Annotated in this window: 13 protein-coding genes, 1 tRNA gene and 1 other RNA gene; 10 read left to right on the top strand and 5 right to left on the bottom strand. The window is 71.7% G+C overall.

What is annotated here, in order from left to right; all coding sequences use genetic code 11:
- Positions 1–19: 19 nt before the first annotated feature.
- The 4 genes from ftsE to ABTZ99_RS23660 are packed head-to-tail and all read left to right on the top strand — an operon-like array spanning position 20 to position 3,026.
- The gene (gene ftsE / locus ABTZ99_RS23645) at positions 20–709 is read left to right on the top strand and encodes a cell division ATP-binding protein FtsE (protein ID WP_230572826.1); all 690 of its coding nucleotides are present in this window, start codon (positions 20–22) and stop codon (positions 707–709) included.
- 53 nt (positions 710–762) lie between these two features.
- Positions 763–1,665, top strand: coding sequence for a permease-like cell division protein FtsX (gene ftsX, locus ABTZ99_RS23650; protein WP_123743905.1), 903 nt, complete (start codon positions 763–765; stop codon positions 1,663–1,665).
- 30 nt (positions 1,666–1,695) lie between these two features.
- Positions 1,696–2,172, top strand: a complete 477-nt coding sequence (smpB, locus tag ABTZ99_RS23655) for an SsrA-binding protein SmpB (RefSeq protein WP_498784798.1) — start codon at positions 1,696–1,698, stop codon at positions 2,170–2,172.
- An 8-nt stretch (positions 2,173–2,180) separates the two neighbouring features.
- A complete protein-coding gene (locus ABTZ99_RS23660) occupies positions 2,181–3,026 on the top strand; it encodes an amidohydrolase family protein (RefSeq protein WP_499613963.1) in 846 nt (281 codons plus the stop codon).
- Here ABTZ99_RS23660 and ABTZ99_RS23665 read toward each other — a convergent pair.
- Positions 3,013–3,657 carry a response regulator transcription factor gene (locus tag ABTZ99_RS23665; protein WP_499613965.1) on the bottom strand — a complete coding sequence of 215 codons (645 nt, stop codon included), beginning with the start codon at positions 3,655–3,657 and terminating at the stop codon, positions 3,013–3,015. The genes ABTZ99_RS23660 and ABTZ99_RS23665 overlap by 14 nt on opposite strands.
- On the bottom strand, positions 3,645–4,892 hold the full coding sequence (locus ABTZ99_RS23670; protein WP_498784802.1) for a sensor histidine kinase: 1,248 nt from the start codon (positions 4,890–4,892) through the stop codon (positions 3,645–3,647). Before ABTZ99_RS23670 ends, ABTZ99_RS23665 begins: the two co-directional genes overlap by 13 nt.
- A gap of 167 nt (positions 4,893–5,059) precedes the next feature.
- Here ABTZ99_RS23670 and ssrA point away from each other — a divergent pair.
- Positions 5,060–5,432, top strand: a transfer-messenger RNA (tmRNA) gene (gene ssrA / locus ABTZ99_RS23675).
- A 131-nt stretch (positions 5,433–5,563) separates the two neighbouring features.
- Here the strand turns inward: ssrA and ABTZ99_RS23680 are convergent.
- The 3 genes from ABTZ99_RS23680 to hrpB are packed head-to-tail and all read right to left on the bottom strand — an operon-like array spanning position 5,564 to position 8,980.
- Positions 5,564–6,175, bottom strand: a complete 612-nt coding sequence (locus ABTZ99_RS23680) for an alpha/beta fold hydrolase (RefSeq protein ID WP_499613968.1) — start codon at positions 6,173–6,175, stop codon at positions 5,564–5,566.
- The gene (locus tag ABTZ99_RS23685; RefSeq protein ID WP_498784806.1) at positions 6,172–6,597 is read right to left on the bottom strand and encodes a hypothetical protein; all 426 of its coding nucleotides are present in this window, start codon (positions 6,595–6,597) and stop codon (positions 6,172–6,174) included. The genes ABTZ99_RS23680 and ABTZ99_RS23685 overlap by 4 nt, the downstream gene beginning before the upstream one ends.
- Positions 6,598–6,652: 55 nt before the next feature.
- Positions 6,653–8,980 (bottom strand): ATP-dependent helicase HrpB, encoded by a 2,328-nt coding sequence (hrpB, locus tag ABTZ99_RS23690; protein WP_499613971.1) that lies wholly within the window; start codon positions 8,978–8,980, stop codon positions 6,653–6,655.
- A 29-nt stretch (positions 8,981–9,009) separates the two neighbouring features.
- On the opposite strand from hrpB, the gene ABTZ99_RS23695 reads away from it, so the two are divergent.
- From ABTZ99_RS23695 to ABTZ99_RS23715, 5 genes are all read left to right on the top strand, one after another.
- Positions 9,010–10,110 (top strand): glycosyltransferase, encoded by a 1,101-nt coding sequence (locus tag ABTZ99_RS23695; RefSeq protein ID WP_499613974.1) that lies wholly within the window; start codon positions 9,010–9,012, stop codon positions 10,108–10,110.
- 4 nt (positions 10,111–10,114) lie between these two features.
- On the top strand, positions 10,115–10,927 hold the full coding sequence (locus ABTZ99_RS23700; RefSeq protein WP_498786866.1) for a GNAT family N-acetyltransferase: 813 nt from the start codon (positions 10,115–10,117) through the stop codon (positions 10,925–10,927).
- A 61-nt stretch (positions 10,928–10,988) separates the two neighbouring features.
- Positions 10,989–12,305 carry an MFS transporter gene (locus ABTZ99_RS23705; protein ID WP_499613976.1) on the top strand — a complete coding sequence of 439 codons (1,317 nt, stop codon included), beginning with the start codon at positions 10,989–10,991 and terminating at the stop codon, positions 12,303–12,305.
- A 67-nt stretch (positions 12,306–12,372) separates the two neighbouring features.
- Entirely contained in the window at positions 12,373–13,140 is a 768-nt protein-coding gene (locus ABTZ99_RS23710) for a DsbA family protein (protein ID WP_499613979.1), read from the top strand.
- A 129-nt stretch (positions 13,141–13,269) separates the two neighbouring features.
- A tRNA-Ala gene (locus ABTZ99_RS23715) sits at positions 13,270–13,342 on the top strand.
- Positions 13,343–13,551 lie beyond the last annotated feature (209 nt).

The raw sequence follows: 13,551 nt of genomic DNA on the forward strand, positions 1-13,551 counted from the left end.
ACGAGTACACTCGCGCCTCGTGATTCGCCTCGAACACGTGTCCAAGGTCTACAAGAGCTCCGCGCGTCCCGCTCTCGACAACGTATCGGTCGAGATGGACAAGGGTGAGTTCGTGTTCCTCATCGGGCCTTCCGGTTCCGGGAAGTCCACGTTCCTGCGGCTCCTGCTGCGGGAGGAAGTGCCCAGCAAGGGCCGCGTGTACGTGTCGAACTTCGACGTGGCCAAGATGTCCCGGCGCAGGGTCCCCCGCCTGCGCCAGTCCATCGGCTGCGTGTTCCAGGACTTCCGGCTGCTGACCAACAAGACCGTGGCGGAGAACGTCGCGTTCGCGTTGGAGGTGATCGGCAAGCCGCGCAACACCATCGTCAAGGTGGTGCCCGAGGTGCTCCAGCTGGTCGGCCTCGACGGCAAGGCCGACCGGATGCCGCACGAGCTGTCCGGCGGCGAGCAGCAGCGGGTGGCGATCGCCCGCGCGTTCGTCAACCGGCCGCTGGTGCTGCTGGCCGACGAGCCGACCGGGAACCTGGACCCCGACACCAGCCAGGACATCATGTTGCTGCTGGAGCGGATCAACCGCACCGGCACGACGGTGCTGATGGCCACCCACGACCACTCCATCGTCGACTCCATGCGCCGCCGGGTGGTCGAGCTGGACAACGGCCGCATCATCCGCGACGACGCACGGGGTGTTTACGGCGTGGGCCGCTGAGCCCGAGGACGCCGGACCCCCTCATCCCCCGACCCTGAGGAACGTTCCCCCCGATGCGTACCAGCTTCGTGTTCAGCGAGGTCGTCACCGGCCTGCGCCGGAACGTCACGATGACCATCGCGATGATCCTCACGACCGCGATCTCGCTCTTCCTGCTCGGTGTCGGCCTGCTGGTCGTCAACATGGTGGGCAAGATGCAGGACGACTACCTCGGCCAGCTCGAGGTGGCGGTCATGCTCACCAACGACATCAGCGTGAACGACAAGGACTGCACGCAGCAGCCCTGCTCGAGCCTGCGCAGCCAGCTGGAGACCACGTCCGGGGTCGAGACGGTCGTCTACGAGAACCGCGACAAGGGCTTCGAGCGGTTCAAGAAGGTCTTCGAGTCGCAGCCGGAGCTGGCGAAGCTGGCCCGTCCCGAGGCGATCCCGGCGATGTTCCGGGTCAAGCTGGAGGACGCGCAGCGGTCCGACGTGATCGTGCAGGCGTTCACCGGCAAGGCGGGCGTCAAGAAGGTCGACGACCAGCGCGAGGACCTGGACCGGTTGTTCGGCTTCCTCAACGGCGTGCGCGACGCGGCGCTGGCGCTGGCGCTGCTCCAGGCGTTCGCGGCGCTGATGTTGATCTCCAACACGATCCAGGTGTCGGCGTTCACCCGGCGCACGGAGGTCGGCATCATGCGGCTGGTCGGCGCCACCCGCTGGTACACCCAGCTGCCGTTCCTCATCGAGGCGGTGGTCGCGGGCGTCATCGGCGCCGTCGCCTCGATCGGGTTGCTCGTGGTGACGAAGCTCTTCCTGCTCAACCGGGTGCTCGGCGAGCTGTTCGCGGCCAACATCATCCCGGAGGTGAGCATGGTGGAGATCCTCTTCCTCTCGCCGATCCTGGTCGGCGTGGCCATCGCGATCTCGGCGCTGACCGGCTACGTCACGCTGCGCCTCTACGTGCGCCTATAACCGCTGGCGTGCTCACGTAAGGTTTCCGTCATGGTCAAGGAACGCGGTCAGAAGGTGATCGCGTCGAACCGCAAGGCTCGGCACGACTACACCATCCTCGACACCTACGAAGCCGGTGTCGTGCTCGTCGGCACCGAGGTGAAGAGCCTCCGCATGGGCCGGGCGTCCCTCGTGGACGCCTTCGCCCAGGTGGACGACGGCGAGATCTGGCTGCACGCGCTGCACATCCCGGAGTACGTGGCGGGCACCTGGACCAACCACGAGGTGCGGCGCAAGCGCAAGCTCCTGCTGCACAAGGGCGAGATCGAGCGGCTGATCGGCAAGACCAAGGAGAGCGGTCTGTCGCTGATCCCGCTGTCGATGTACTTCAAGGACGGGTACGTCAAGGTCGAGCTCGCGCTGGCGCGCGGCAAGAAGTCCTACGACAAGCGGCAGGACCTGGCCAAGCGGGACGCCGAGCGGGAGATCCAGAAGGCGCACGGCCGCGCGTTGAAGGGCCGCTACTGAACGCCGCCGTGCCCGGCCTGGTCGACGTGCACGTGCACTTCATGCCGCAGCGCGTGCTGGACAAGGTGTGGGCGTTCTTCGACGAGGCGTCGCGGCACTACGGCGTCGACTGGTCGATCCGGTACCGGCTGCCGGAGGCGGAGCGGCTGGCCGTGCTGCGGTCGTTCGGCGTGGTCGGGTTCGCGCCCCTGGTGTACCCGCACAAGCCCGGCATGGGCGAGTGGCTGACGGACTGGGCGCTGGACTTCGGCTCGCGCGTGGACGGCGCCGTGCCGACCGCGACGCTGTACCCGGAGCCGGGCGTCGAGGCGTACGTGACGCGGGCGTTGACGGCCGGTGCGCGGTGCTTCAAGGCGCACGTGCAGGTGGGCGACTACGACCCGCGTTCGCTCGACGGCGCGTGGGGCCTGCTGGCCGAGGCGCGGGTGCCCGTGGTGGTGCACTGCGGGCACGGGCCGGCGCCGGGCGCGCACACCGGGCTGGACGTGTTCGAGGACGTGCTGCGCAGGCACCCGTCGCTGGTGGCGGTGCTGGCGCACGCCGGGATGCCCGACTACCTGGGCGCGTTGGACCTGGTCCACCGGTACGACGGGGTGCACCTGGACACCACGATGGTCGGCGTGCCGTTCACCGAGGTGATGGCGGCGCTGCCGCGCGACTGGGCGGCGCGGCTGGTCGACGTGGCCGATCGGGTCGTGCTCGGCTCGGACTTCCCGAACATCCCGTACGACTACTCGGCGCAGCTGGACGCGATCGAGGGCTGGGCCGCGGCCGACGACCGGCTCGGCGAGCCGTTCCTGCGGGCCGTGCTGCACGACAACGGCGCCAGGCTGCTCGGCCTCAGCCCAGGTTGAGGTAGGCGAGCACGGCGCGCACGCGGCGGTGCTCGCTCGTGCTGGGCTCCAGGCCGAGCTTGGCGAAGATGTTGCCCACGTGCTTCTCCACCGCGCCGTCGGAGACGACCAGCGAGGCCGCGATGGCGGCGTTCGACAGGCCCTGCGCCATCAGCGCGAGCACCTCGCGCTCACGCTGGGTGAGCGAGTCGACCGGGTTGCGCTTGGACCGGACCATCAGCTGGGTGATGACCTCGTGGTCGATGCTCGTGCCGCCGTCGGCGACCCGGCGGAGCGCGGCCACGAACTCCGACACGTCCGCCACGCGCTCCTTGAGCAGGTAGCCGACGCCGTTCGCGCCGCCGGCCAGCAGCTCCACCGCGTACCGCTCCTCCACGTACTGCGAGAGGACCAGCACCGGCAGGTTGGGGATGCGCTTGCGCGCCTCGATCGCCGCCCGCAGGCCCTCGTCGGTGAACGTCGGCGGCATCCGCACGTCCACCAGGGCCAGGTCGGGGCGGTGCTCGTCGATCGCGGCGAGCAGCGCGTCGCCGTCCTCCACCGCCGCGACCGTCTCGATGCCCTCGTCGGCCAGCAGGCGTTCCACCCCGACCCGCAGGAGGACCGAGTCCTCCGCGATCACCACGCGCACGGCAGCTCCGTCCGGATCACGGTCGGCCCGCCGATCGGGCTCACCACGACGACCACGCCGTCAATCGTCGCAGCACGGTCCGCGAGCCCGGCGAGCCCACCACCCGGACGGATCTCCGCGCCGCCGTGCCCGTTGTCGGTGACCTCCACGACCACGGAGTTCTCGGTGCGGGACACCTTCACGTGCGCCCGGGTCGCGCCCGAGTGCTTGGCGACGTTGGTCAGCGTCTCGGCGACGGTGAAGTAGGCGGCGCTCTCCACGGCCGTCGGCGGGCGCGGCTCGACGTCCACCTCCACGTCGACCGGGATCGGGGACCGGGCGGCCAGCGACGACAGCGCCGGGTCCAGCCCGCGGTCGCCCAGCACCGACGGGTAGATGCCGCGGGCCAGGTCGCGCAGCTCGGAGATGGCGAGCTTGGCGTCGGCGTGCGCCTCGGCGATGAGCTCGCGCGCGCCGTCCGGGTCGGACTCCATCTTGCTGCGGGCCCGGCCGAGGCCCATGGCCACGGCGACCAGGCGTTGCTGCGCGCCGTCGTGCAGGTCGCGCTCGATGCGCCGGCGTTCCGCCTCGGCGGCTTCCACGCCGCGGGCCCGGCTGGCGGACAGCTGCTCCGCCTTGGCCGACAGCACGCCGTAGCGGGAGGGGCCGAGCAGGGACTGGGCGAGCAGCGCGTGACCCCGGCCCAGGGCCTTGAGCAGCCGGTACACCAGGTAGCCGAGCACCAGGCCGAGGACGCTCACCGGGAGCGCCTTGGCGAACGAGTCGATCAGCCACACGTTGCCCTCGCTGAACGTGACCTCCCACGTCACCGGGAGCCAGTGCTGGTAGAAGGGCAGGAACACGGCGCCCGCCACGGCCGACCACAGCGCCACCGTGAGGGCGAACTCGACCGCGCCCAGCGGCAGCATGAGCAGCCAGTAGGACAGGTCGCGCCACGTCGCCGGGTCCCTCGCGATGGCCTTCGCCCGGGCGGTGGCGCCGACCGGCAGCTCCCGGTACGGCCGGGGGATGTCCACGCCGAGGGTCACCCGCAACCAGGCCCGTTCGGCCGACGCCGCGCCGCGCGCCAGGACCAGCGTCAGCACGCCCAGCGGCACGCCGACCCAGATCACCGCGGTGCCGATGCTCACCGCGCCCAGCGTCACCAGCAGGACGAACCAGAAGAGCCCTGTGACCAGGTTCAGCAGGAAGTACCCGCTGACCCGGCCGATGTTCGGGTTGACCCGCGTCGTCATGTTTCCCACCTTCACGCCGGATGTTGCCCCGACCAGCATCGCTCGATCGGGTGGCTGGGACCATCAGGTCCGCCGGCCGGCGTGGGGTGGGGACAGCCCTACCAACGTAATGGGAATGAACCCGGGTCGGCGGCGCGTTATGCTGTGCGGAGCAGGACCCACGACACGGGGGTGAACGGTTTCGACTTTGTGCGTTGATTCAAGGGAAGCGTGCCGGTGCAGGCGAGAGACCACCGCAAGCGTCATCGCAAACCAATAAGCGCCGAGTCTAACGACCAGCGCGCGTTCGCCCTCGCCGCCTGAGGCTAGGAGCGACGCTGTCGGCCCGGGGGCGCCTCCGCCCCGGTCGCCGGCATCAGCTAGGAGGCTCACCACCGTTCCCGGCCACGGGGAACGGTCGGGACACCCACAGTGGCTGGGCTCATCACGGTGACTTGTCCGCGTGATCACCGGGGCCGAGTAGAGATGTAGCGGACTGCGCACGGAGAAGCCTTGATGAGCCGGCAGAGGACCCGGGTTCGATTCCCGGCACCTCCACTCGGGCGAGGTGTGTCCGCGGAACACGCGGACCACCTCGCTCCGTATTTTTTCCGGGGGGTGCAACCCCCGGGCCCCGCCGGCGGGCGTTGCCCCCGGACCCCCATCCGTGGTGCTCGGGTTGGTCGGGTTGGTCAGCGGGTGGCCAGGTAGTCGTTCACCAGGGTGGCGACGAGGGCCGGGTCGTCGGCGACGACGGAGTGCGCGGCGTCCACGCGGACCACCTCGACGTTCGGCGGCAGGGTCGCGAGGTCCCGGGTCAGGCCCTCCTGGTACTCCTCGAACAGGGGGTGTCCGGGCAGCGGTTTGGTGGCAACGGCCAGCAGCATCGGGCAGCGGAGGTCGCGGAAGACGTCGAAGCAGTCGAGGTCCTCCAGGGCCTGTTGCAGCTCGGGTTGGCCGAAGGCGCGGAACTGCTCGCGGAGCGCTGCGATCTTCGGTGCGACGGCGGTGGGGTCCAGGTAGCGCTGGGCCTGGGTCGGCACGCCGTGGCCGTCGATGTTGATCAGAGCCGGGCACTCGGGGTGCCGCCGTCCCCAGAGCGCGGCGATCATGCCGCCCAGGGACGTCCCCAGCACGGCTGGGTTGTCGGTGGCGTGTGGTTCGATCCGGTCCAGGACCGAGTCCCAGTCCCACGGTCCGGTCAGCGGTAATGCGACGACCTCGTGCTCGCCGCCCATGGCCGCGATCACCTCGTCCCAGTCGGCCGGTGAACCGCCCGCGCCGTGCAGGGCCAGTACCTTCATGCGTTCAACCTCGCTCGTACCGAGGCGACGGTCACGCCGCCGCCGTCCGTGTTCCGGGTCAACTTCCCGCGTCGCACCAGGTCGTGGACGCCCTGCTTGGTGACGCCGAGCATCGCGCCGGCCACCGAGTACGAGACCGCTCGCGCGGCCGGGTGCCCCATCCGACGTGCCACGACCTGGCCGAGCGGCGTGCGCCACCAGTCGGCGGGCGGGTCGAACGGCGCGTCGCCGGGGTACAGCGCGCCGATGAGCCGTGCGATGGCGTGCACGGCCGCGGAGTCGTCGTCGCCCTGCATGGTCGCGGCCATCCGCCGTGCCACCTCGTCGGCGCGCGACGGCAGGTCGCCGACGTCGTCGAAGAGGATCTCCAACGGGTCGAGCAACCGCGTGCGGATGATCGTGGCGAGCTGTTCTGCGAGCACTCGCGTCACCTCCTTGACGACCATCGTCAAGTACTTGACGCGCGCCGTCAAGTAGCTAGCGGCGGGCCGGGCGGGCGGTCATCGGGTCCTCCGGCCAGCGGTGCTTCGGGTATCGACCCCGCAGCTCCGACCTGACCTGCGGGTAGCCGGTCCGCCAGAACGACGCCAGGTCGCCGGTCACGGCGGTCGGGCGACCGGCGGGGGAGAGCAGGTGCAGGACGACCGGCACGCGGCCGTCGGCCAGGCGGGGCGTCTCGGTCCAGCCGAACACCTCCTGCACCTTCACCGGCAGCACCGGCCCGGACGCGGAGTAGTCCACCCGGATGCGTGAACCCGAAGGCACTTCGAGCCGGTCCGGGGCGAGGTCGTCGAACCGCGCGGCGGCCGGCCAGGGCAGGAGTTGCCGCACGACCTGCTCGCCGCTGATGCGGGCCAGGTCCGCCTTGCGGCGCGCCTCGCCCACGTCGACCACGGCGAGCAGCGCCTCGTCGTCCACCGAGGGCCACGGGTCGCCGATCACGCGGTGCAGGAAGGCCATCCGCTCGCGCGTGCGCAGACCGTCCGCGTCCCACCTCAGCAGGCCGACACCCTCCGTGCGAAGGCCTTCCAGGAGGGCGGCGCGGATCGCCTCACGGTCGTGCAACGGCTTGCTGGACAACGTGATCGCGCCCAGCTTGCGCAGCCGGTTCGCCACCACGTCGCCGTCCCACCGGACGTCGTCCTCGGTCCTCAGCAGGGCCGACGCGGCGGTCACGGCGAGCTCCTCGTCCGCCCGCGCGGCCAACCGGATGCGGCCGTGCGCGCGGCCGGCCTCGCGGTCGGCGACGGCCACGGCGAGCCACTCGGCGTCGGCCAACCCGCTGCCCGGCGGCAGCTCCGCGGCCGTGCCGCCGGCCATCAGGTACACCGGCGAGCCGGGGGAACGCCTGCGCGCCAGCCGTTCCGGGTAGGCGAGGGCGACCACCAGGGCCGGGTCGCCCGGACCGGAGCCCGTGCCGCCGACCATCGCGGCCAGGCGGCGGACCTCGCGCGGGTCGGCGTCACGGGTGGCCAGCTCGACCCCGGAGCTCGCGCGGTCGTCGTCCAGCAGCGCCACCACCTCGGCGGCCTTGCGCGCGCCCACGGCCGCCGCGCCGTCCAGCAACGCCCGCGCCAGCCGGGGGTGCAGGCCCAGGTCGGCCATCCGGCGGCCCCGGTCCGTGGCGCCGTTCGCGTCCAGCGCGCCCAGTGCGCGCAGCACCGAACGGCCCGCGTCCAGCGCACCCGGCGGTGGCGGGTCCCACCAAGCGAGCCCTTCGCCGTCCGGCACGCCCCAGCAGGCCAGTTCCAGGGCCAGCCGGGTCAGGTCGGCGGTGCGGATCTCCGGCTCCGGGTAGCGCGGCAACGTGCTGTGCTCGTGCGCGGGCCAGCACCGGTAGACCTTGCCGGCCGCCTCACGTCCCGCCCGGCCCGCGCGCTGGTCGGCCACCGCCGCGCTGACCCGGACCGTGGCCAGGCCCGACAGCCCGCGCCGGTGGTCGACCCGCGGCACCCGCGCCAGGCCCGCGTCCACGACCGCCCGCACACCCGGCACGGTCAGGCTCGACTCGGCGATCGCGGTGGCCAGCACGACCCGTCGCCTGGCTCCGGGCCGCAACGCGTCGTCCTGCGCGGTGGCGGCGAGGCGACCGTGCAGCGGCAGCACGTCCACGTCGTCGCCGATCAGGGCGGCGCACCGCCGGATCTCCGCCACGCCCGGCAGGAACGCCAGCACGTCACCGTCCACCTCGGACAAGGCCCGGCGGATCGCGCGGGCCGTCGTGGCCTCCACGCGTTCCTGGCGCGCCGGCGGGGTGTGCACGACGTCCACCGGGAACGTCCGCGCCTCGACCCGGATCACCGGCGCGTCGCCGAGCAGGTGGGCCAGCCGGTCGGCGGCCACGGTCGCGGACGTGGCCAGCAGCTTCAGGTCCGGCCGCAGCCCGGCCCGTGCGTCGAGCAGCAGCGCCAGCAGCAGGTCCGCGTCCAGGTGCCGTTCGTGGCACTCGTCCAGCAGCACCGTGCCGACGCCCGCCAGCTCCGGGTCGTGCTGCAACCGCCGCACCAGCAGACCGGAGGTGACGACCTCGATCCGGGTGTCCTTCGAGGTCTTGCGGTCGCCGCGCACCGAGTAGCCCACGGTGCGGCCGACCGGTTCGCCGAGCAGGCTCGCCATCCGCGCGGCGGCGGCGCGCGCGGCCAGCCGACGTGGTTCGGCCACGACCACGCGACCCTCCAGCGCCAGCGGCACCAACGTCGTCTTGCCCGTGCCGGGTGGCGCGACCAGCACCGCCGAGCCGTGCGCGGTCAGCGTGGCCGCGATCTCGCCGAGCAGCGGTCGGATCGGCAGGTTCGGCAGTTCCACGCCGCCCAGTCTTGTGCCACTGTGGACTCATGGGGAAATGGGGGATCCTCGGCGCGACGGTGGCCCTGGCCCGCGCGGCCGTGACGATCAAGGTCTGGCAAGAGGTGGAGCGGCTGCCGGCGGCACAGGTCGACGCCGGTCCGGTGACCGTCGTCGTGCCCGCGCGCGACGAGGAGAGCGTGATCGACCGGTGCATCACCGGCCTGCGCAAGCAGGACTACGCGGACCTGCGGATCGTGGTCGTGGACGACGCGTCGACCGACCGCACCGCCGACATCGTGCGGCGGCACGCCGCGGAGGACCCGCGCGTGCGGCTGGTGAGCAGTTCCGGGCCGCCCTCCGGCTGGGCGGGCAAGGTGCACGCCCTGCACGTGGGCACGGCCGACGCCGACACCGACTGGCTGCTGTTCATGGACGCCGACACCGAGGCCGCGCCCGACCTGGTCGGCAGGCTGCTCGCGGGCGCCCGGCGCGACGACCTCGACCTGGTGTCCACGTCCGGGCGCGGCGCCGGGCCGAGCGCCGGGTGGTGGCTGCTGCTGCCGCCGGTGAACCAGCTGCTCTTCGAGACGACGACCGTGGACGGGCGGCGCGGCATGGCGCTGGCCGTCGGGCACTGCATCCTGGTCCGCCGCACGGCGTACGAGCGGGCCGGCGGCTGGGCCGCGATCGCCGGGTCGCGCGCGGACGACGTCGGCTTCGCCACGCTGGTCCGCGACACCGGCGGCCGGACGCGGTACGTGGACGGCGCGGACTCCCTGATCACGTCGGGCCTGGACACGTTCGGCGGCACGTGGGCGTCGATGCGCAAGAGCATGGTCGCCGGCACGTCCCTGTACGCCAAGGGGCCCGCCAGCGCGTTCCTGTCGCTCGGGTCGACCGGTCTCGCGCACATCGCGTACGGGGTCGTGCCGGTGGTGACGGCGTTGCGCGGGTCGAAGCCCGGCATGCTGGTCTGGCTCGGGCAGTCGCTCGCCGAGTGGATCTTCCTGCGGCGGAGCAGGCAGCCGCAGTCGGCGGCCGTGCTCGCGCCGCTGGCCTACGTCACGTTCGGCGCGATGACGCTGGACGCGGCGTGGCGGGCGTTGCGCGGCACCACGAAGTGGAAGGGCCGGGACGTGCGAGGCTGACGTCGTGGTTGACCCGCTGCGCGATCCCGACGACCCCGAGCTGCTCGACCCGTACCGGGCCCGTGACCTCGCCGGACTGGTCGAAGCCACCCGGCTGGCCGCCGGCGCCGTCCGGTACGGCAAGGTCGGCCGCGTCGGCGTGGCCCAGGTCGTGGTGAACCGGGACAACCCGCTGCCCGGCGGCAACCACGCGTGCGGCGTGTACGGGTCGTCGGCGGAGGTCGCGGGCACGTTGATGCGGCTGGAGCAGACGTTCGCCGACGTGGGGCGCGCCGAGGCGGTGCTGTACGCGTCGCCCACCACGGTGGCCGAGATCGAGGGCATCGCCGACGACACCGGGTGGCACGCGGTGGAGGAGTCGTTGGCCGTCGTGCACCGGGGCGAGGTGCGGCGGTCGCCACTCGTGCGGCCGGCGCGGGACGGCGACCTCGAAGGCATCGCCGAACTGCTGGCCGATGACCTCGGCGTGGACGGGCCGCGGTTGCTGAGGCACCTCGGGCAGCGGGTGGACGACCCGCGGTGCGTGTTCGTGGTGGTCGACGACGGCGACCGGATCGGCGGGTTCGCGTCCGGGTTCGGCGAGCGCCGGGTCGGGTTGGTCGAGCACGCGGTCGTGCGGCCGGCACGTCGTCGTCGCGGGTTGGGCAAGGCGCTGGTCGACGGCGTGGTGGCCGAGCTGCGGGAGGCGGGCGCGTTGCTGGTGGCCTCGCACGTGGCCGAGGGCGGGGCGGGGGAGCGGTTCGTGGAAGCTTGCGGCTTCGACGTTTGTTATCCGGTAACGGCGTACGCACGCAGGGTCGACGAGCTGCTCGATTGAGTAATTAGTTGCCGTACCGCATATCCTTAGCACGGCTAACGGAGATCGGAAGGGGCGCACAGTGCTGGGGACCGGGTCCGACGTGAAGGTCAAGCCCCGGCTACCCGGCGAGGTGTGGGTGCTCGTCGTGGCGAGCTTCATCATCGCCCTCGGGTTCGGCATCGTGGCGCCCGTCCTGCCCGCGTACGCCAAGAGCTTCGACGTCGGCACGTTCGCCGTGTCCGCCGTGGTCAGCTCGTTCGCGCTGGTCAGGCTCCTGTTCGCGCCGATGAGCGGCCGACTGGTCAACAAGTTCGGCGAGACGTGGGTCTACATCGTCGGCATCCTCATCGTGGCCGTCGGCACCGGCGCGTGCGGCTTCGCCACCGCGTACTGGCAGCTCATCGTGTTCCGGTCGTTCGCGGGCATCGGGTCGACCATGTTCACCGTGGCGGCAGTGGGCCTGCTGATCCGGATCACGCCCGCGCCCATGCGGGGCCGGGCGTCCGGGCTGTGGGCGACCGGGTTCCTGCTCGGCAACATCGGCGGCCCGATCGTCGGCGCGGCGCTCGTGGAGATCTCGATCCAGGTGCCGTTCGTCACCTACGCGGTGGCGCTCGTGGTGGCCGCGGCGTTCGTGTGGTGGTTCCTGCGCCGGTCCACGCTCGCCGCGGCGTTGGACAAGTCGGTCGAGCAGGAGTCGATGCCGGTGCGCGCGGCCGTGCGGCTGTCGGCGTACCGGGCGGCGTTGGCCTCGGGGTTCGCCAACGGCTGGGCCGTGTTCGGCGTGCGGATCTCGTTGGTGCCGCTGTTCGTGGTGGAGGCGCTGCACAGCACGCCCGCCATCGCCGGCATCTCGTTGTCGGTGTTCGCGGCCGGCAACGCCGCCGTGCTGATGATCTCCGGGAAGCTGTCGGACACCATCGGCCGCAAGCCCGTCGCCATCGCGGGGCTCGCGGTGTCCGCGGCGGGCACGGTGTGGCTCGGGTTCAGCGTCGGCGTGCCGATGTTCATGGTGGCCTCCCTGGTGGCGGGCATCGGCGCCGGTCTGCTCAACCCGCCGCAGAACGCCGTCGTGGCCGACGTGATCGGGTCGAAGGCCAAGGGCGGGCCGGTGCTGGCGGCGTTCCAGATGGTCGCCGACTGCGGCGCGATCGTCGGGCCGCTGCTCGCCGGCGTGCTGGTGGACCAGTTCTCGTACCAGGCGGCGTTCACCCTGACGGGTGCGATGGCCGCGGTGGCGCTGGTGTTCTGGGTGTTCTCGCCCGAGACGCTGCCGAAGGCCGAGGAGACGCACGTCGCGTCGGACGTGGCCGGTGAGTCCGGGTGCCTGGACGAGGGGCCCGAGGTGCCGGTGGGCGAGCGCGTGGCGGGTCGTCCGCGTCAGCCGGACGCGTGAGCGCTCAGGTTCCGCTCAGCATCTCTCGGTAGCCTGCGGGCCGGGTTGTGACCGGGAGGGCAGTGCGGTGGGTGGCGCGGAGCGCAACGCTCGGAAGAAGAAGCAGCAGCAGCGTGCGACCAAGGCGGTGGTCGCGGCGCGCGGTGCGTCCAACGACCGGACCAAGGTCATCATCGGGGTCGTGGTCGTCGTGGTGCTCGCCGTGGCCGTGATCGGCGGGGTCATCTGGTCGTCCTCGGACTCCGGTTCGGGCTCGGACGACTCGCTGGCCAACCCGCCCGCGGTCAGCGGTGTGTCGGCGCCGATCGTCCGCGAGGGCGGTGCGGTGGTGGTCGGCAAGGACGGCGCGAAGGTCACCATCGACCTGTACGAGGACTTCCTGTGCCCCGCGTGCGGCGCCTTCAAGAAGGCGTACGGCGAGCAGATCAAGCAGGAGATCGAGGCGGGCAAGCTCAAGGTCCGCTACCACGCCCTGCCGTACCTGAACCGGCTCTCGGACCCGGAGGGCTACTCGCGTGATTCGGCGAACGCGGCGTTGTGCGCGGCCGATGAGGGCAAGTTCTGGGAGTACCACGAGACGTTGTTCCTCCGGCAGCCCGAGGAAGGTGGTCCGGGGCACACCAAGGAGGAGTTGGTGAAGCTCGGCACGGACCTCGGGATCACCGGTGACGCGTTCAAGCAGTGCGTCGAGAGCGGTGCGCACGAGCAGGCCGCGCAGGCCGAGCTGGACGCCGTGCGGGCGACGGGCAAGTTCGAAGGCACCCCCACCGTGATGAGGGACGGCGAGATCGTCTCCTGGGACGACCGCGACTGGCTGACCAACCTGCTCAAGTAGCCCGCCACACCCCCGCTCAGCAGCCCGGATGCCGAAACCAACCCCCCGATTTCGTCCCTGCGGGTGCCGTGTTGTACGGTATTGCCACACGAGAACGGCGGCCCCAACCGCCGGGAAACGTGCAGGCAAGGGGCTGTGGCGCAGCTGGTAGCGCATCACACTGGCAGTGTGAGGGTCAGGGGTTCGAGTCCCCTCAGCTCCACATCGCGAAGAAGGCTCACCGGGTAACCGGTGGGCCTTCTTCGCGTTTATGTGCTTCTGTGATGGCTGCTACTTTCGGCGGCGTGCTGCCCCTCTGATCAGAACCAGGATGTCGACCGTGCTGCGTCGGGTCCTCAGAGTTGGTCCGACCGCGAACGCGGATCCCGTGGTCGGGGTCCGTGCGCGCGGGCCCTCGTCGGGCGCGCGGCG

It is taken from the genome of Actinosynnema sp. NPDC002837 (assembly GCF_040295345.1).
Lineage (GTDB): Bacteria > Actinomycetota > Actinomycetes > Mycobacteriales > Pseudonocardiaceae > Actinosynnema.